Source organism: Lentzea sp. HUAS12 (genome assembly GCF_024125735.1).
GTDB lineage: Bacteria > Actinomycetota > Actinomycetes > Mycobacteriales > Pseudonocardiaceae > Lentzea > Lentzea albida.
Window position 1 is genome coordinate 5730112 of sequence record NZ_CP099738.1, and the last position, 17726, is coordinate 5747837.

Sequence of the window (17726 nt, forward strand, 5' to 3'; positions counted from 1 at the left end):
CTCTAGGGTCAATGTCATGACCGGACCTGCTGCCTGGCCGCCCGCCCCGATCAAGACCGAACGGCTCGTGCTGCGCGCGTCCGAGGCACGCGACCGGGACGCGTTCGTCGAGCTGTTCTCGTCGCCGGAGGTGGGCACCTACATCGGCGGTTCCCAGTCGCGTGACGAGGTCGACCGCACGGCGCCGGAGGTGCCGGGCCGGCGTCACGGGGTGTTCGTCGTCGAGTTGGACGGCGAGATGATCGGCATGATCTCGTTCGACGTGGTGGACGAAGGCCGCGAGCTGGGCTACCTGTTCCTGCCTTCGTCGTGGGGCAAGGGTTTCGCGTATGAGGCGTGTGTGGCGGCGCTCGACTGGTACGCCGCCGCACACCCCGGTGAGCCGCTCGCGAGCATCACCCAAACGGCCAACGTCGCCTCAATGCGTCTCCTGGCGAAGCTGGGCTTCACCGAAGGCGAGCACTTCGAGGCTTATGGCGCCGAGCAGTGTCACTGGCGCCAGTAGGTGATGTTGCGGAAACGGGCCTCCGCTCGGCCGCTGCCGTGGTGGTAGACGCCGTTCTTGAAGTAACGGGTGGCGGGGCCTTCGTCCTGGTGCGTCAATTTCAGGGCGCCGTTGTAGTAGGTCTTCACGGTGCCGCGGCCGCCTGCCACGGCGGTGTGTTCGACGCGGATCTTGAACCATTTGTTGTAGATGCCGGTGGCGATGACCTGGTTGCTGTCCTTGCGGAGGGTGCCGCCGTTGATGTTGGCGACGTTCAGCATCACGTCGGTGGCGCGGGTGCCGTCGGGGCGGCTGCCGCGCAGGATCTGCACGACGGTCGGGCCGCTGACACCGGACGGGATGTAGATCTCGCCCTCCCAGGCGCGTGAGCCGCTCGAGTACTCCTGGTTGAAGCGGATCTCGGTGCGCGGATCCGTTGGGCTGCCTTGGGTGTGCGGCTGGTCGTAGTCGTACACCCACATCGTGTGGACGCCGCCTTCGAACTTGTAGCGCGCGCTCGTGGCGAGGTTGTACGGCTTCTGGACGGTGTAGGTGTACGGCGCCGACACCCACTGCGCTGAAACGTCCTGGGCGACCGGCTGGGCGAGGGCTGCGCCGGCCGGGGCCACGAGCAGGGGTGCGGTCAACGCGAGGGCGAGCACGGAGCGTCGCGTGTGGAGTGCAGGGGTTTCCACGGTGAATCCCTCCGACCTTCCATAAGTGGTCTGTACCACTGTGGAGATGGAAGGCGGAGGGAGCAATACTTCGTTCAATTTCCGGAACAATGTTCAGATGGGCGAACTTTTCACATTCATGAATTCACCGAGAAACGGTCCGTGGCTGTGCGGATCGCGTCGAACATGCTGCCGCCGCCGTGGCCGGTGTCGTCCAGGACCACGAGCTCGCTGCCCGGCCACGCGCGGTGCAGTGCCCAGGCCGTGCCGAGCGGACCGCTGACGTCGAAACGACCGTGGATCAGCACGCCGGGGATGCCGTGGAGCCGCTCCACGTTCCGCAGGAGTTGGTTCTCCTCCAAGAAGCAGCCGTGGGACCAGTAGTGCGTCACCAGGCGGGCGAACGCCAGCTGGAAGCCGGGGTCGGCGACCGAGAGGAACGGTTCGGCGTCGGGGGCCAGCGACATGTGCGTGTCCTCCCACAGACACCACTCGTGCGCTGCCCGTGCGCGTACCTCGGCGTCCGGGTCGTGCAGCAGGCGGCTGTACGCGGCCGCCAGGTCGCCGTCGCGTTCGGCGGGAGGCACGCCGTCGCGGAACCGTTCCCACTCGCGCGGGAACACGCGGCCCATGTCGCGGGTGATCCAGTCGGTCTCGGCGCGGTCCCCCGCCGTCACGGCCGCGAGCACCAGTTCGGTCACCCGTTCCGGATGCGCCTGGGCGTAGGCCAGACCGAGCGTGACGCCCCACGAGCCGCCCTCGACGAGCCAGCGCTCGATGCCGAGGTGGACGCGGATGGCCTCGATGTCGGCAATCAGGTGCTGGGTGGTGTTCGCCGAGAGATCGACGACCGGGCCGGCGGCGGAAGGCGTGCTGCGGCCCGCGTTGCGCTGGTCGAACTGGACCACGCGGTAGCGGTCCGGGTCGAACAGGTTCCGCGTGCGCGGCGAACTGCCCGACCCCGGACCGCCGTGCAGCACGACAGCGGGTTTGCCGTCCGGGTTTCCGGACGTCTCCCAGTACAGCGAGTGGCCGTCGCCGACCTCAAGCGTGCCGGACTCGATCACAGCCCGGCGCGCAGCTCGTCGAACGTCGGGAACCTCGTGGCGATGTCGCTGCCGGTGAAGTTGCCGATCCAGCCGTCGTCGTCGTGGAAGAACCGGATCGACACGTAGTCGGGCTCGGTGCCCATGTCGAACCAGTGCGTCGTGTTCGCCGGGACGCTCAGCAGGTCGCCCGCCGTGCAGTACACCGCGTACACCTTGTCACCGATGTGCAGGTAGAAAACGCCTGCGCCACGGGCGAAGTAGCGGTCCTCGTCGTCGTCGTGCGTGTGCTCGGCGAGGAACTTGTTGCGGAACTCGACGGCCTTGGCGCGGTACTCGTCCGTGTCGGCCGGGGTCATCTCCATCGCGTCGACGTAGCCGTAGCCCTCCGTCTCGCTGACGCGGGAGATGTCGGCTTCGAAGACCTGCAGGGCGTTCTCGGCGGTGACACCGTCCACAACGGACCACCGGCTGAAGCGCACGCCGTGCTCCTTGAGCGCGGTGGCGATCTCCTCGGCGTCGGTGGTGCGCAGCACGGTCTCCTCGGGGCCGGTCTCCGGCCACACGGTCAGCAGCGTCATGCGTTCCTCCCCGTAAAGATGTCTCGCGTCTCCACCTTGAAGCGCAGCAACCACTCCAGGCATTCCAACCGGTGCCGGGCCTGCACCAGGTCGTCGCCCCACACGTACACGCCGTGCCGGGCGACGAGCAGCGCGGGAACCCCCGGGTCGAAGCCCTTCTCGAAGGCGTCGCCCAGTTCGAGCATGTCCTGGGAGTTGCGGACGACCGGGATCACGACCTCCTCGTGGTCGTAGCGGCCGAACCCCTTGAGCATCTCGAGGTCCTTGAGCACCACGCCGTTCGGCCAGTGCTCGGCCGCCACGACCGGTGCCAGCGCGTGGACGTGCACCACGGCGCCGGCTCCCGCCACGTGGGCGATCCGCGCGTGCAGACCGGCTTCGGCGGACGGGACCTTGTCGCTGTCCACGGCGTTGCCGTCGACGTCGATCACCACGCTGTCCTCGGCCGTGATCTCACCCTTGTCGACACCGCTGACGGTGACGGCGAGCCGGAGCGGATCACGTTGCAGGACGACGGAGAGGTTGCCGCTGGTGCCGCGCATCCAGCCCATCTGGGCGTAGCGGACGCACTCGCGGGCGAGCTCCGCCGTCACGAGAGCTCCCAGACCGTCGGGTGGGGCGTGAAGTCGGCGTTGCCGTACGGTTCACCGGCGCGCGCGACGCCGACCGTCTTCCAGCCCGCCTCCTGCGCGGCGTGCAGCTCCGCGGGAACGTCGCTGTAGAACGTGATGTCGTCGGACCGCAGCGTCTCGGCGATCTTGTGGTACGACGCGGCCTCGCGCTTCGGGCCGGCGTTGACCGTGTCGAAGTGGTGCTCCAGCAACGGGGTCAGGTCGCCGTCCGTGGTGTGCTGGAAGAACGCGATCTGGCCCGCGACCGAGCCGCTCGAGAAGATCGCGAGCTTGATGCCGTCGTCGTGCCACTTGCGCATCGCGGGGACGACGTCCGGGAAGAACTCCGCGACGAGGTCGCCCTGCGCGTAGCCCTGCTGCCAGATGAGGCCCTGCAACGTCTTGAGGGGCGTGACCTTCTGGTCGGCGTCCATCCAGTCGTGCAGCGCCCTGACGACGTCGTCGTGTCCGCTGAGCTCCTTGATCTGCTTCACGGCTTCGGCGACCACCGGGTCGTCACCGTGCTGCTCGATCCACGGCCCGAGGCGCGGACGCGCGTAGTCGTACAGGACGACCAGCACCTGGTCCGTCGCGCTCAGCGTGCCCTCGATGTCGAGCACGACCCACTTGCTCACCGCTGTTCTCCCTCGTAGTACTTGTCGAGCTCGCCGGCGCGGTAGACGCCCCGGTCCGTCACCACGTCGGTGACGAAGCGCGGCGGCGTCACGTCGAACGCCGGGTAGTGGCCTTTCACCCTGGGCGTGGCGCTCGGCCTGCCCAGGACCTGCAACACCTCGGCGCCGTCGCGGTACTCGATCTCCACCTGGGCCGTCGTGGGCGCCAGCAGGTCGGGTGCCTGCACCTGGGCGTGGAACGGCACCCCGAACGCGTGCGCGGCCACGGCCAGTCCCAGTGTGCCGACCTTGTTGACGACGTGCCCGTCCATGGTGACGCGATCCGCCGCCGTGACCAAAGCGTCGACCTCGCCGCTCTGCAGGACCGCGGCGCCCATGCCGTCGGTGATGAGCGTGGTGTCGACGCCCATCTCGATCAACGTCTCCGCGGTGAGCCGGGCCCCCTGCAGGTACGGCCTGGTCTCGGTGCAGAAGAACCGCAGCGTCTTGCCCTGCGCCTGGGCCGCCCTGACGGTCTCCGTCAGGTAGAGGTCGGCCCAGCAGTGCGTCAGGACGGTCGCCTTGTCGGGCAACAGGGTCGCGGTGTGCTCCCCCAGCGCCTGGCTCTTGGCGCGGTACCGGCGGTCGCCTTCTTCCGCGCCCAGCAGGGCGTGCGTGACGTCCTGGGCGGTGTCGACCGCCTCCAGGACGACCTCGGTCGCCTTGCGCAGGGCGTTGTTGGTGCGCCTGGTGTTCTCCAGCAGCCGAGCGGTTTCACCCAGCTGTGCGCGGGCCTGGTCGAACGGCAGGGCTTCGAGGGTGCGCGCCTTGAGCACCATGCCGTACAGGACGGCGAAGTACGGGCCGGAGGACTGGGTGACCATGTCCTCGATGGCCCGGGCGACCTCCTCGGCCGTCCGGCACAGCACCCAGTCGCGTTCGAACGGGAACTGGCGGCGGTCGAGGATCAGCACGCCGTCGCCGGTGAGCCGCACCGAGTCGGCGAGCACCGGCTGCATCAGCTGTACCCGGTGTGGGCGGGGCGCGCGCCGGTCAGGAAGTTCTCGCCGACCTCGCGGGCCTTGTAGACGACCGGGTCGTGCAAGGTGAGCGTGCGCGCGTTGCGCCAGAAGCGGTCCACGCCGTACTTGGCGGCCGTGCCGCGTGCGCCGACCTGCTCGAAGATGCGGGAAGTGACCTCGTTGACGAGCTTGGTGCTGACGACCTTCGCCTCGGAGATCGTGACGGCGACCTCGCCGCGCTTGGCGGGCGTGAGGTGGCGGCCGAGTTCGGACGCCTCGTGGAGCCGGCGGGCGGCCTCGTCGGCGAGCAGCCCGGCGGCCCTCGTCTGCGACACCATCTCGCCGTACGCGACGACGATGTACGGGTCCTCGGTGGCCGCCTCGACACCGCTGACGAACCACGGGCGGGTCTTCGTGCGGGTGTAGTCGGCGGCCTCGGCGAGCGCGCCCTCCGCGATGGCCACGTAGAGCTGGGCGAGCACGAGCTGGAAGCCGAGGGCGGCGAGGCTCAGGCGCGGGTCCTCGTTCGCCGGCTGGACGCCGAGGACCTCGCTCACCTGGACGTTCTCGAAGTTCACGCCACCGGACGCGGTGAGGCGCTGGCCGATGTTGTCCCAATCGTCCAAATAGGTGATTCCGTCGGCCTTGCCGTCGAGCAGGAAGGTGAGTTTCTCGCCGTTGTCGGTGCGGGTCGCGCTGACCACGAGGCGGTCGGCGACGGCGGCTCCGGTGGCGAAGGTCTTGCGGCCGTTGAGCGTGTAGCCGCTGCCGTGGGGGGTGAGTTCGAGAGCCGCGTCGAGCGGGTTGCTCACGCCCGCCCAGAACTGGTCGGGGTGGACGGTGAACTGGGCGTCGAACAGGCCGCTGCGCCAGATCTGCAGGTAGTGGTACCCGAGGAGGTGGCCGGCGTTGGCGTCGGCGGCGCCGACGACCCGGCCGATCCGCTGCTGCTCGGTCCAGTCGGTGACGTTCAGGAGGCCGCTCTGCCGGAGCAGTTCGACCTCTTTGGCGGGTGGCTGGTTGGCCCGGTCCCTGTCGGCCGCGTCGGACCTGAGCGTCGCCGCGACCTCGTGCGCGACGTCCAGCCAGTTCGTCATCCCTGCTCCTCTCGGTGGTACCCGGTCCAACTTACTTCTTCACACCACTGGGCTAACCACGATGTGAGAGAGACCTGTGCCTGGCAGACTGCGCGCGAACCTCGCTCTGGCGGGGGTCCATCATCTAGGGAGCAATCGGTATGGCGCAGGGCACCGTGAAGTGGTTCAACGGCGAGAAGGGCTTCGGATTCATCGCGCAGGACGGCGGTGGTCCGGACGTGTTCGTGCACTACTCGCAGATCTCCGGCTCGGGCTTCAAGTCGCTCGACGAGCAGCAGCGCGTGGAGTTCGAGATCGGTCAGGGTCAGAAGGGACCGCAGGCGCAGGACGTCCGCGTCATCTGATGTGAGCTCTTCTGGGCCCGTCCGGCATTCGTGCCGGGCGGGCCTTTTTGGTGTCTGAACTGCGGTTTCCCGGAATTGTCAGACCTACCTGCCATGGTGATCACGTGCTTCGACCGGAGCACTCCACGATCGAAAGGCCGGTACCCGCTGTGCGCATCGTCGCCTCGTTCCGCGGTGAGCTCCCCACCCAGGTCTCGGCCCGCAGGCTCGGGACGGGTCTCGGGGACCAGCGGGCCGACGTGGTGTCGCGCGCTCCTCGGGGGCGGTGGGGAGGTCCGGGTGCGGCCCGGCCGTCCGGGCGGGACGGGCGCTGAGACGGCACCCCGGATGCGACACAGGCGCCGCGGCCCGTCGGCCACGACGCCTGTCCTACCCGCCGCGGGATGTCGACGAGGAAGTGCTCGGCAGGAGGTCCTGCGAGCGAGTGGCAACCGAGGGAGTCGAACCCTGCGCGGCTTGTGAAGGCGGCGCCCGAGTACCGGCCCTAACCCTTCGGCTGGGCGACGGCTGCCGTGGAGTTGTACTGCTCTTTTCGTGCGGTGTGCCCTGCTCGGTAAGAGCGGTTCACGGTGCGTGGGATACCCACAGTGTTAAACGTCCAAACGGTTGAAGCGGTTTCATGTTTCACCCGGATGGATGACCCTGGTCACATGCGATACCTCCCTGCCATCGCAGCCCTGCTGCTCCTGCCCCTGGTGCCCGCCCCCGCGCAAGCGGCCCCGGCCGGCACGTTCTACGTCACCAGTGTCCGGACCGGTCTCAACGTCGCCCAGAGCGGCGCTGGAGTCGAACTGCACCGCCCCAAAGGCAACGAGGACCGCCAGCAGTGGCGGTTGAGCGACGGGAGGTTCGAGAACACCGACTCGCCGGGTCAGTGCATCACCCGTCAGCTCACCATGGGTTCGTGTTCCCAGGGGGATGCGGTTCACCAGCCCGTCCAGTTCGGTGATCAATGGGAGTTCTTCAGCCTCAGCGGTGAGTCGCGCTGGTACCTGACGCCGGTCACCGCTCAGACCTCGCCGATGCCGGCGGATCCCCGGCTCGACGAGATGACGTTCCTGACGTCGCACAACGCGTACGCGAACGGGGTGGACGGCGGGTTCGCGCCGCCGTTCGTCAACCTCGCCAAGAACCAGACGCGCGGCATCGTGCAGCAGCTGAACGACGGCGTGCGGGGCTTCATGCTCGACATCCACCAGACGCCCGACGGCGCGATCCTGTGCCACAACAGCTGCACACTCGTGAGCAAGCCGGTGGCGCTGAACGTGGACGTGCAGCGGATCGTGGACTTCCTGCGCGCCAACCGCAGCGAGATCGTCACGGTGTTCCTGGAGGACTACGTCGACGCGAACACCCTCAGGGCCGAGCTGCGGAAGGTGCAGGGGCTGAACGACGTCCTGTACCGGGCCGAGGGCGTGCAGCAGAACGGCTGGCCCACGCGCAGCCAGATGCAGAACAGCGACAAGCGGCTGCTGATCTTCACCGACCACGGCAAGGACGGGCGCGAGGACTCGGGGGTGCTCTACCAGAAGGACTGGACGGTCGAGAACTACTGGTCGATGGGATCGGGGCTGGGCAGCTCCGACTGGTCCTGCTACTCCCGATGGGATGAAAAACCGCTCACGGCGACGGGCGGCTTCCGGCCGTTGTTCGTCATGAACCACTTCCGGGACGTTCCGTTCACGAGCACCGCCACGACCGACAACGGCAAGCTCGCGAACCGGGCCCAGCAGTTCTGCCAGCCCGCGGCCAGGAAGAAGCCCAACTTCCTCGCCGTCGACCACTACGACCTCGGCGGCGCGGCGCAGGCCGTCGGCCGCCTGAACTCATACGTATATGGGCCGTAGCCCAAATGCTGGGAGTTGTACGCTCCGCGCATGGCCTCGATCCTGTTCACGCGCGGAGCGCCCTCTCTCGACATCATCGACCAGGAAGGCCTGCGCGAAGCGGCGCAGAAAGCCTTCACGGACGACCCCGGCGGCACCTTCGCGTACGGCACGAGCGTGGGCTACGTGCCGTTGCGCGCCTGGCTGGCGGAGCAGCACGGCGTGGAGCCGGAGCAGGTGCTCGTCACCAACGGCTCGATGCAGGCCGACGCGTTCCTGTTCGAGCTGCTCGTCGGCAAGGGCGACGACGTGGTGGTCGAGTCGCCGACCTACGACCGCACGCTGCTGAACCTGCGCCAGCGCGGCGCGAACGTCCACGCCATCGAGCTCGAGACCGACGGCATCAACGTCGACGCGCTCGAGAAGCTGCTGGAGAGCGGGGTGCGCCCGAAGCTCGCGCACATCATCCCGAACTTCCAGAACCCGGCCGGCTACACGCTGTCCGAGGCGAAGCGCGCGCGGCTGCTGGACCTCGCGGCCCAGTACGACTTCGTGCTGTTCGAGGACGACCCGTACGTCAAGGTGCGGTTCGAGGGCGAGGCCCTGCCGACGATGCTGTCGCAGGACGAGAACGACAAGGTCGTCTACGCGTCGTCGTTCTCGAAGACCATGGCGCCCGGCATCCGCTGTGGCTACCTGGTGGGCCCGAAGGCGACCATCAAGGCCATCCAGGACATCGCCACCACCACGTACATCTCGCCGAACATGGTGGCGCAGTCGATCGTGAACTCGTACTGCCGTTCCGGCCGTCTCGAGGAGTCGGTCGTGAACGTCCGCACGGCGTTGCGTGCGCGCAGGGACGCTCTCGTGGCGGCTCTGCAGCGCGAGCTGCCGGAGGCGGTCTTCACAGCGCCGCAGGGCGGTTACTTCATGTGGGTCGAGCTGCCGGGTGTGTCGATCGACAAGCTGGCGCCTGTCGCGAAGGAGCACGGCGTCGAGTTCGTGAAGGGCTCCGACTTCCTGCTGGAGGGCGGCGACAACGCGCTGCGCCTCGCGTTCTCGGGCGTCACGCCGGAGCAGATCGACGAGGGCATCACGCGCCTCGCCGCGGCCGTTCGATCGCTCTGACCTGCGCTTCCAGGTGTTCCGGCAGCTCTCGGCGCTGCCGGAGCGCCTGGCGCAGCCGGGGCAAGGCCGCCCGGAAGGCACGCGGGTCCTTCACCGACGCCGCGAGTGCCCGGTCGAACGGCCTGCGCATCCACGCCGACAGCACGGCGTTGCGCCGCTGGACCAGCTCCCCGCCCGGTGACCGGCCGGTGGCCGGGTGGTGGTGCGCCACCACGTCCTCGACGTAGCAGAGCGCCCACCCCGCCGCCGCGAGGTCCCACGACAGCAACGTCTCCTCGCCGCGGAAGAACAACACCGGGCTGAACCCGCCCGCCTCGACGAACGCCTGCCGCCGCACGATGGCCGAGCAGGCGAGGAACCCCAGCACGGACGGTCCCGCCACCCCGTCGCCCAACGGGCTGTGGCGCAGCAGCGGCGTGATCGGATCCGGCCTGTCCGACGGCCCGACGAGCGTGCGCGCCGCGATGAGCCCCAGGCCGGGGTGCTCGTCGAAGATCGGCTCGGCTCGTTCGAACGCGTCGGGCGCCCACCACGAGTCGTCGTCCGCGAAGGCCACGAACGGTGTGAGCGCGGCGAGCACACCGTGGTTGCGCGCGACCGCGCCCTGGTTCGCCGGCGCCTCGAACACGGTGGCCTTCGGGAAGTCCCTCCGCACCCGCGTGACCGTGTCGTCGGTGGAGGCGTTGTCCACCACGATCACCGGCACGGCGAGTTCGCTGAGCCGCGAGAGCGTGTGCAGCAGGCTGTCCGCGCGGTTTCGCGTGGCGATGACGACCGTGGTCCGGGCCATGTCCTCCAGTACCCCGACGCCCGACGCCTACACATGACATCAACTGCCACTAAATATGGCAGTTACTGACTTTCTCGGCTACGGTGACGGCGTGGACACCTTGACCACCCGCGCCGCGAAGGAGCTGCGCACCCGCCTGGCGATCCAGGAGGCGGCCATCACCCTGTGCCTCGACCGGGGTTTCGCGGCCACGTCGACCAAGGCCATCGCCGATCGCGCGGGCGTGTCGGAACGCACCCTCTTCCGCACGTTCGGCACCAAGGCAGCGATCTTCTGGTACGACGCGTTCCTCAGCCGCGTCGTCCGCGCACTCACGCCGGATCCGGATCCCGTTGCGGCACTGGCGAAAGCCGTGCGCACGGCCATCGACACGATCACCCCGGAGCAGTGGGCGCTGGAACTCGGCCGCCGCGCGGTGATCATCTCCGAGCCCGACCTGATCGCGACCGGCACGCAGGAGCTCACCACCGGCGCCCAGCAGATCGCGACGATCCTGACGCCGCCGCTCGCGTCCCCCGCCCAGGCCTTCGACCTGCTGCTCTTCGCGCGGTTCGCGGTGGCGGGCATGGGGGTCGTGCCCGTCCACGCGGACACCACCCCGCCGGCGTGGGGCGCGGAACTGGAACGCGTGGTGCACAAGGCCGCGCACGGCGCGTTGGAGAGGTCATGAAGCTCATCACGGACCCGAACACCCTGGCCGGACTCAGCCACGACGAGGCCGAGTGGGCACCGGTGGGCACGCCGTACGCGGCGTTCCGTCCGCAGTCCACAAAGGACGTCCAGGAGGCCGTCAGGTTCTGCGCGGAGAAGCACATCCCGATCGTGCCGCGCGGTGCGGGCACGGGACTGTCCGGTGGCGCCAACGCCGTCGACGGCTGCCTGGTGCTCGACCTCAGCCGGATGACCGAGGTCGTGGAGATCGACAGGGACAACCTGCTCGCCGTCGTGCAACCGGGTGTCGTCAACGACGACCTCAAGAAAGCCGTTGCGGCGCAGGGCCTCTGGTACCCGCCGGACCCGGCCAGCTCGCCGTGGTCGACGATCGGCGGCAACGTCGCCACGAACGCGGGCGGCCTGTGCTGCCTCAAGTACGGCGTGACGCGCGACTACGTGCTCGGCCTGGAGGCCGTGATGGGCGGGCCCGTCGAGTACGGCACGGCGGTGCGGCTCGGCCGGCGCACCACCAAGGGCGTCGCCGGGTACGACCTGACCAGCCTGCTCGTCGGCTCGGAGGGCACGCTCGGCGTCGTCACCGAGATCACCGTCCGCCTGCGTCCCGCCCCGCGCCCGGCGGACACCGTCGTCGGCGCGTTCGACAGCCTCGTCGCCGCGGGTCAGGCCGTTGCGCTGGCGACCGGCCGCGGCCTGCAGCCCGCCGCGCTGGAACTGGTCGACCGCGCGTGCCTGCAGGCCGTCGAGGACTGGAAGCACCTCGGCATCGAGCCGGACACCGAGGCCATGCTGCTGGCCCGCGCCGAGACGGCCGAGGACGCCGACGGCCTGGTCGCGGCCTTCACGGACGCGGGTGCTGCCTGGACGGAACGGTCCACGGACTCGACCGAGGCCGAAGCCCTCTTCGCCGCCCGCCGCCTCACCTACCCGGCGCTGGAACGCCTCGGTCCGCTGCTCACCGAGGACGTGTGCGTGCCGCGCACTCAGGTGCCCGCGATGCTCGCACGCATCGAGGAGATCGGCGCACGCCACGGCGTCAAGATCGCCACCATCGCGCATGCGGGCGACGGCAACCTGCACCCGTTGCTGATCACGCCGCCCGGCGACGAGAACGCGCACGTCGCGGCCCAGGCGGCGTTCGAGGACATCATCGACGGGGCCTTCGAGCTGGGCGGCACCGTCACCGGCGAGCACGGCGTGGGCCTGCTCAAGCGCGACGGCATGATCCGCGAACTCGGCCCCGACGCGCACGCCGTCCACCGCGCCGTCAAGAACACGCTCGACCCGCTGAACATCTTCAACCCGGGCAAGGCCTAAGGAGTTCGCATGCTCGTTCCCGTTGAGGGCGGCGACCTCGCCGTCGAGACCCACGACGGCGACACCGTGCCCGTGCTGGCCATCCACGGCGTCAGCGGCAGCCGCAAGCTGTGGAACCGGGTCGCCGCCCACGGGTTCTCACTGATCACCCCCGACCTGCGCGGCCGGGGTGACAGCTCCGATGTCCCCGGCGCCACGATCCGGCAGCACGCCGACGACATGGTCCGCGTGCTCGACGCCCTGGACCTCCCCACGGCGACGGTGGCCGGCATGTCGATGGGCGGCTACGTCGCCGTGGACCTCGCCGTGCGCCATCCGGACCGAGTGCGCGCGCTCGTGCTCGTGGACGGCGGCTTCCCCATGCCCGCGCACGCGCAGATGACCGAGGAGATCCTCACAGCGGCTCTCGCGCCGCAAGTGGCGGCCCGCGAGCGCACGTGGACCGTCGACGAGTACCTGGCCGTCCAGGCGATGGTGGACCCGCTCATCGACACGACCGACCCGCTGGTCCGCGAGTACTACGCGCACGACCTGACCGCTGACGGGCACCTGCGGCTGTCCGCGGAGACGCTGCTCGCCGACACCCGTGACGTCATCTTCGGTGAGTCGCGCTGGCAGGAGCTGACCGTGCCGACGTGGTTCGTGCACGCCGAGTGGAGCGTCGGCGCGGACAGCGCGCCCGCGTACACCGCGGAACAGGCTGCCGGGTTCCGCACGGCGCTGCCCGTGCTGCGCGAGCCGGTGCTGATCACCGAGGTCGACCACGGGGGCACGGTGCTGACGCGGAAGGGCGCCGCCGTCACGGCGGAGGTGCTCGCGGAGGCCTTGAAGTAGCCGAGTCTCGTGCACCACACCTCGTGGACCTGAGCCTGCCCTCCAGTTAGTGTGTACACCAATGATTAGTACACCAAGCGTTCCGGAGAACCCGCTCGAGCTGGAGCGGCAGGTTTGCTTCGCCCTCGCCGTGGCATCCCGCACGGTGATCGCGGTCTACCGGCCGATCCTGGAGCCGCTGAACCTCACGCATCCCCAGTACCTGGTGATGCTGGCGCTCTGGGAGCGGTCGCCGCGCACGGTCAAGGACCTGAGCAACGCCCTTCAGCTCGACCCCGGCACCCTCAGCCCGCTGCTCAAGCGGCTGGAGGCGATCGGCTACGTCGAACGGCAGCGGGACAAGGCGGACGAGCGCGCGCTCGCGCTCACGCTGACGGCGACGGGGCAGGAACTCCGCAACGAGGCGCTCAAGATCCCCTTCAAGGTCGTGGAGCAGCTGGACATGACGTTCGAAGAGCTCGCGCAGCTGAACCAGGTGCTGCACAAGGTGATCGCGAAGGCGACCCGATGAACCCGGCGCTGAAACTCTGGTACTACGCGGGCGGCAGGCTGCCGCAGCGCTACCGGCAGTTCGTCTACGACGACGTGACCGGTCCGAAGTGGTTGCTGCGCTTCACGGTGCGCAGCCTCGTGCAGGTCACGCCACTCACCACGGTCATCGCGCTCGCACTCGTGTTCGGACTCGGTTCGCCGTGGCCGCTCGCGATCGCGTGCGGTGCGCTCGGTTTCGTTGTGGGGCTGTACTTCGCGCTGTCCTACGCACCTGAAAGTGTGGACCATAGGCTGACGAAATACGGGTATCCGAGAGGAACGGCGACGCAGGGGCGCCGGGACCGCAACGCCGTGCAGGACCGCGAGAAGCAGGCCAAGTACGACGCGGTCTGGCGGCGATCCGAAGGGTAGGGACCCATGGCCTTGTCGACCGCGCAGTTCGAGTTCACAAGGCCACAGGCGCTCACGCTCACGGCGGGCGCGTTGCAGCTCGCGTTCGGATGGCTGGACCTGTTCGGCCTGAACCCCAACTACCGCGTCGTCCAGCTCGGCGTCGGGGTCATGGGCATCGTGATGGCGTGGCGGCTCGACACCGCGCGGATGTACGGCCTCGTCCTGCTGCTCGGGTTCGGGATCCTGGCGTTCTCCCTCGACGACATCACGACCGAGGGGTTCCTCGGCGTGCGAACGGCACTGGTCGGACTCGTGATCACGCTGGCCAGGCCGGCAAAGCGCGCTCCTGGCTGACGTCGCGGCCGACGGAGCGCAGTGCCGTCAGGGTCGCGAAACCCTCTGCCAGCAACGCGGTGTCCGTGCCCGGCACGAGGGACTGCTCCGCGTAGACGTGGACGAGTTCCACCTCGCCGTCGCCCACGTCGTCCACCCGGCTCTGCACGGTGCCGAAGCGGGCGAGCTCGGCCCAGCGGAGTCCTCGTACGTCGGCGTTCGGCACGTTCAGCGACAGCACCGGGGTCTCCGGCATCTCCAGCAGCACCGGCAGCACGACGCGCACGACCTCGCCCGCCTTGTCCCACAACGGTTCGGGTCCCTCCAGGCCCACGTCGAGCGACACCGCCATCGACGTCACGTCGTTGAGGTGCGCCGTGAGCGCCGCGCCGACCGTGCCGGAGTGCAGGACCGCGCGGCCCACGTTCGCGCCGAGGTTGATCCCGGACAGCACCACGTCGGGCTTGCCGCCGAAACCGCCGCGGCACGCGATCAGCGAGATCAGTCCCGGGTGCGCGGCGACCGAGTAGGCCTCCACGTCGAGGCCGGGCAGTGAGCGGCGTTCGCTGACGACGCGGCCGTCGTCGCCGATCGCCGCGACCGACGCACTGGTGCCGCTGGCCTGGGTGACCGGTGCCGCCACCACCACGTCCAGGCCGGAGTCCGCGGCGGCCGCCGCCAGGGTCCACAGGCCGGGTGAGTCGATTCCGTCGTCGTTCGTGATCAGCGCGCGCATCCGCTCATTCCTCGATCGGCTCCAGTTCCACGCGTTTGCTCAGCTCGCGCACGGCCTCCCCGCTACCGCTGCCGAGGCCGTGCCGCGTCACGTTCACCGCGCCGGCGGCCGCGCCGAGCTTCACCGCGTCCGTCAACGACATACCCAGTGCCAGGCCCGCTGAAATCCCCGCGGTCATCGAGTCGCCGGCACCGCGCGTGTCGACGGGCTCCAGCTTGGGCATGCGCACCAGGTACAGCTGGTCCTCCAGCAACGCCAGCGCGGGCTCGTCGGCACGGGAGACGACCACGCCGTGCACGCAGGAAGAAGCGATCTCGCGGGCCTTCTCGATGAGCTTCGGAAGTTCTTCCTCGCCCAGTTCCTCGTGCGAGACCTTGACGACGTGCGGACCGCCGCGTACGGCCTCGGCGAGCCGGTCTCCCGCCAGGTCCACGATCACACGGCAGCCGTTGCCGGCCAGGTCGGAAGTGAGGCGGTAGTACGTCTCGTGGGGCAGCACGCGGTCGTCGGACGGCCCGCTCAGCACGGCGGTGCCCGCGCGGATCCCTTCGACCAGCGCCAACTCGTAGACGTCGTCGAGCTCGTGGCGGGACAACGCGTCCGGGAGCATCTCGACCATCTCGGAACGGCTGCCGTCGCGGCGGTCGTGCACGTAGGCGCCGTTGCGCGCGGCGACCTGCCGTGAGCGCAGGTCGACGTGTTCGCCTTCTAACAACGTGTGCAGCACACGGCCTGTCTCGCCGCCGAACGTCGCGCAGACGACGGCCTCGACGCCCAGGGCGGCGATCATCCTGGACTGCCAGAAACCCTGGCCGCCGGCGTGCAGGTGCACGTCCGGCTCACCGTCGAGGTCCTCGACGGTGACGGTCAGCTGAGGGGACGGGGCAAATACGGCAACTCGGGCATCCACGACAGCCTGGTACCCGGTGCGGGCGAACACTATTCGCCCGCACCGGATGAATCAGACATCACGCCCCGAAGAAGTCAGCAAACGCCTCCGTCACGCCAGACGCCCCACTGACCGGTGGTGCCGGGCTCCTCGCCCTGCGTCCACCACTGCGCGGTCCACTTCCTGCCGTTGTGCGACACGACGTTGCCGCCGGTGTAGACCTTGCCGCGCTCCCACGCCGGCTGCGTGCAGGGACCGGGCCCCGGACCGCCGCCGGTGTCCCACGGGACCTGCGTGGACCTGTAGAAGTTGATGCCCATCGTGGTCCAGCGCGGGCCCTGCGCGCCCAGCCGCACCTTGAACTGGTCCCAGTTGTGCGTCGACCACGGCGACCAGCCCAGTTCGGCGATCGCGGCCAGCCTCGGGAACGCCATGAACTCGATGTCCTGCCCCGTCACGATCGTCTCGCTCCACAGTGGAGCCTCGACGCCGCGGACCGCCGACTCCGGCACCCCGCTCACGTGCGTGCCTGGGTTCCAGTCGTACGCGGTCTGGACCTCGATCAGCCCGGCCCAGGACAGGCCGAGCGGCGTGCTGGAGTTGTACTTCATGTCCAGGTACGCCTTGTTCGCGGGCGACATGACGACCTTGTGGCCGCGCGCCGCCGCTGCCTGCACCACGGCGTTGGACGTCGAGGTGCCCCAGTACTGCGGGATGGTGGCGGTGTCGGTCGTGGTCTTCACGAACTCGTGCCAGCCGAGCGCCGTCTTGCCGTACTTCTTCACGATCGGCAGCGTCCGGTCCATGAACGTCTGGTAGTCGGCGTCGGGCGTGGAGTGCGCTTCGTCGCCGCCGATGTGGAAGTACGGGCCGGGCGTGAGCGCGGCGATCTCGCGGATCACGTCGTCCACGAACTGGTAGGTGATCTCCTTGTTCACGCACAGCGAGGAGTAGCCGACCTCGATGTCCGTGCGCAGCGGCGGGGCCTGGCCGTTGCAGTTGAGCTCCGCGTACGACGCCAGCGCGGCGTTGGTGTGGCCGGGCAGGTCGATCTCGGGGATCACCGTGATCTTGCGCGAGGCCGCGTACTGCACGATCTCGCTGTACTGCGCCTTGGTGTAGTACCCGCCGGGGCCGCCGCCGACCTGCGTGCTGCCGCCGTACGTCGCGAGGCGCGGCCAGCTGTCGATGACGATCCGCCAGCCCTGGTCGTCGCTCAGGTGGAGGTGGAAGTAGTTGATCTTGTAGAGCGCCAGCTGGTCGATGTAGCGCTTGACCGTCTGCACGGGGTGGAAGTGACGGGCAACGTCGAGCATCGCGCCGCGATAGGAGAAGCGCGGGTGGTCGACGACCAGGGCGCCCGGCACGGTCCACGGACCGGCCTGCGCGGTCGTGCTCTCCACCTTGGTGGGCAGCAGCTGCCGCAGCGTCTGCACGCCCGCGAACAGGCCTTCCGAGGTGTTGGCGCGCAGGACGACGCTGCCCGTCGAGACGTCGAGCTGGTAGCCCTGCTGACCGACCGCGGCCGGCGCGCCCGAGAGCAGCAGCGAGATGCCGTCCGACGGCGTGCCGGACGTGTCGGAGACCGGGAACGCGTAGCCGGTCGAGGGCCGCAGCACGCCGGCCAGGAAGGTGCCCACGTCACGGGCGGCCGGTGCGGTGTAGATCTTCGTGGCGGCCGTCAGCGTGTGCGTGACACCGCTCTTGGCCTGCACCGACACCGGGACCGGCACCAGGCTCTGCAGTGGCTCCGCGGCTTGCGACTGCGCGCTCACGGACAGCGCTGCGGTGACAGCGACGACCGCGGCCAGAACGCGAGTTCTCACGACTCCTCCTCACGAGT

The 17726-nt window shown here is 69.2% G+C and carries 22 protein-coding genes; 11 read left to right on the plus strand and 11 right to left on the minus strand.

Translation table 11 applies throughout. The features are described from left to right. Nucleotides 1–16: 16 nt before the first annotated feature. Nucleotides 17–505: a GNAT family N-acetyltransferase gene (locus ND450_RS25895; protein ID WP_253321235.1), complete on the plus strand. Its 489-nt coding sequence runs from the start codon at nucleotides 17–19 to the stop codon at nucleotides 503–505. Here the strand turns inward: ND450_RS25895 and ND450_RS25900 are convergent. The 7 genes from ND450_RS25900 to ND450_RS25930 all read right to left on the minus strand — a co-directional run bounded on the left by ND450_RS25900 (nucleotide 490) and on the right by ND450_RS25930 (nucleotide 6129). Beyond that, nucleotides 490–1179, minus strand: a complete 690-nt coding sequence (locus ND450_RS25900; RefSeq protein WP_253321236.1) for a polysaccharide lyase family 7 protein — start codon at nucleotides 1177–1179, stop codon at nucleotides 490–492. The genes ND450_RS25895 and ND450_RS25900 overlap by 16 nt on opposite strands. Before the next feature lie 116 nt (nucleotides 1180–1295). Then, on the minus strand, nucleotides 1296–2225 hold the full coding sequence (gene pip, locus ND450_RS25905; RefSeq protein ID WP_253321237.1) for a prolyl aminopeptidase: 930 nt from the start codon (nucleotides 2223–2225) through the stop codon (nucleotides 1296–1298). Further along, nucleotides 2222–2785, minus strand: coding sequence for an acireductone dioxygenase (locus ND450_RS25910; protein WP_253321238.1), 564 nt, complete (start codon nucleotides 2783–2785; stop codon nucleotides 2222–2224). The genes pip and ND450_RS25910 overlap by 4 nt, the downstream gene beginning before the upstream one ends. Further along, entirely contained in the window at nucleotides 2782–3378 is a 597-nt protein-coding gene (gene mtnB / locus ND450_RS25915) for a methylthioribulose 1-phosphate dehydratase (protein ID WP_256557291.1), read from the minus strand. Before mtnB ends, ND450_RS25910 begins: the two co-directional genes overlap by 4 nt. Further along, complete coding sequence (mtnC, locus tag ND450_RS25920; RefSeq protein WP_253321239.1) at nucleotides 3375–4031, minus strand: acireductone synthase; 657 nt, start codon at nucleotides 4029–4031, stop codon at nucleotides 3375–3377. The genes mtnB and mtnC overlap by 4 nt, the downstream gene beginning before the upstream one ends. Next, nucleotides 4028–5029, minus strand: a complete 1002-nt coding sequence (locus tag ND450_RS25925; protein ID WP_253321240.1) for a s-methyl-5-thioribose-1-phosphate isomerase — start codon at nucleotides 5027–5029, stop codon at nucleotides 4028–4030. The genes mtnC and ND450_RS25925 overlap by 4 nt, the downstream gene beginning before the upstream one ends. Next, nucleotides 5029–6129, minus strand: a complete 1101-nt coding sequence (locus ND450_RS25930; protein ID WP_253321241.1) for an acyl-CoA dehydrogenase family protein — start codon at nucleotides 6127–6129, stop codon at nucleotides 5029–5031. Before ND450_RS25930 ends, ND450_RS25925 begins: the two co-directional genes overlap by 1 nt. A gap of 140 nt (nucleotides 6130–6269) precedes the next feature. Between ND450_RS25930 and ND450_RS25935 the strand changes: the two genes are divergently transcribed. From ND450_RS25935 to ND450_RS25950, 4 genes are all read left to right on the plus strand, one after another. Next, on the plus strand, nucleotides 6270–6473 hold the full coding sequence (locus tag ND450_RS25935) for a cold-shock protein (protein ID WP_089921919.1): 204 nt from the start codon (nucleotides 6270–6272) through the stop codon (nucleotides 6471–6473). Between the two features lie 104 nt (nucleotides 6474–6577). Next, the gene (locus ND450_RS25940; RefSeq protein WP_253321242.1) at nucleotides 6578–6787 is read left to right on the plus strand and encodes a hypothetical protein; all 210 of its coding nucleotides are present in this window, start codon (nucleotides 6578–6580) and stop codon (nucleotides 6785–6787) included. A gap of 336 nt (nucleotides 6788–7123) precedes the next feature. Further along, nucleotides 7124–8320, plus strand: a complete 1197-nt coding sequence (locus ND450_RS25945) for a PI-PLC domain-containing protein (RefSeq protein ID WP_253321243.1) — start codon at nucleotides 7124–7126, stop codon at nucleotides 8318–8320. A gap of 30 nt (nucleotides 8321–8350) precedes the next feature. Then, nucleotides 8351–9427 (plus strand): PLP-dependent aminotransferase family protein, encoded by a 1077-nt coding sequence (locus tag ND450_RS25950; protein WP_218159789.1) that lies wholly within the window; start codon nucleotides 8351–8353, stop codon nucleotides 9425–9427. Here the strand turns inward: ND450_RS25950 and ND450_RS25955 are convergent. Continuing rightward, a complete protein-coding gene (locus ND450_RS25955) occupies nucleotides 9393–10217 on the minus strand; it encodes a glycosyltransferase family 2 protein (RefSeq protein WP_253321244.1) in 825 nt (274 codons plus the stop codon). The two genes, ND450_RS25950 and ND450_RS25955, sit on opposite strands and share 35 nt — an antisense overlap. Before the next feature lie 91 nt (nucleotides 10218–10308). On the opposite strand from ND450_RS25955, the gene ND450_RS25960 reads away from it, so the two are divergent. The 6 genes from ND450_RS25960 (at nucleotide 10309) to ND450_RS25985 (ending at nucleotide 14279) form a co-directional block, all read left to right on the plus strand. Further along, a complete protein-coding gene (locus tag ND450_RS25960) occupies nucleotides 10309–10887 on the plus strand; it encodes a TetR/AcrR family transcriptional regulator (protein ID WP_253321245.1) in 579 nt (192 codons plus the stop codon). Next, on the plus strand, nucleotides 10884–12206 hold the full coding sequence (locus ND450_RS25965; protein ID WP_253321246.1) for an FAD-binding oxidoreductase: 1323 nt from the start codon (nucleotides 10884–10886) through the stop codon (nucleotides 12204–12206). Before ND450_RS25960 ends, ND450_RS25965 begins: the two co-directional genes overlap by 4 nt. Before the next feature lie 9 nt (nucleotides 12207–12215). Continuing rightward, nucleotides 12216–13040 (plus strand): alpha/beta fold hydrolase, encoded by an 825-nt coding sequence (locus ND450_RS25970; protein ID WP_253321247.1) that lies wholly within the window; start codon nucleotides 12216–12218, stop codon nucleotides 13038–13040. A 61-nt stretch (nucleotides 13041–13101) separates the two neighbouring features. Next, a complete protein-coding gene (locus tag ND450_RS25975) occupies nucleotides 13102–13551 on the plus strand; it encodes a MarR family winged helix-turn-helix transcriptional regulator (RefSeq protein WP_253321248.1) in 450 nt (149 codons plus the stop codon). Beyond that, the gene (locus ND450_RS25980; protein WP_253321249.1) at nucleotides 13548–13943 is read left to right on the plus strand and encodes a DUF5313 family protein; all 396 of its coding nucleotides are present in this window, start codon (nucleotides 13548–13550) and stop codon (nucleotides 13941–13943) included. Before ND450_RS25975 ends, ND450_RS25980 begins: the two co-directional genes overlap by 4 nt. A 6-nt stretch (nucleotides 13944–13949) precedes the next feature. Continuing rightward, a complete protein-coding gene (locus ND450_RS25985) occupies nucleotides 13950–14279 on the plus strand; it encodes a hypothetical protein (protein ID WP_253321250.1) in 330 nt (109 codons plus the stop codon). On the opposite strand, the gene surE is transcribed toward ND450_RS25985, so the two are convergent. The 3 genes from surE to ND450_RS26000 form a co-directional block, all read right to left on the minus strand. After that, nucleotides 14242–14994 carry a 5'/3'-nucleotidase SurE gene (surE, locus tag ND450_RS25990; protein WP_253321251.1) on the minus strand — a complete coding sequence of 251 codons (753 nt, stop codon included), beginning with the start codon at nucleotides 14992–14994 and terminating at the stop codon, nucleotides 14242–14244. The two genes, ND450_RS25985 and surE, sit on opposite strands and share 38 nt — an antisense overlap. A 4-nt stretch (nucleotides 14995–14998) precedes the next feature. Beyond that, nucleotides 14999–15904: a 1-phosphofructokinase family hexose kinase gene (locus ND450_RS25995; RefSeq protein WP_253321252.1), complete on the minus strand. Its 906-nt coding sequence runs from the start codon at nucleotides 15902–15904 to the stop codon at nucleotides 14999–15001. Between the two features lie 74 nt (nucleotides 15905–15978). After that, nucleotides 15979–17694, minus strand: coding sequence for a family 20 glycosylhydrolase (locus tag ND450_RS26000; protein WP_371927788.1), 1716 nt, complete (start codon nucleotides 17692–17694; stop codon nucleotides 15979–15981). Between the last annotated feature and the right edge of the window lie 32 nt (nucleotides 17695–17726).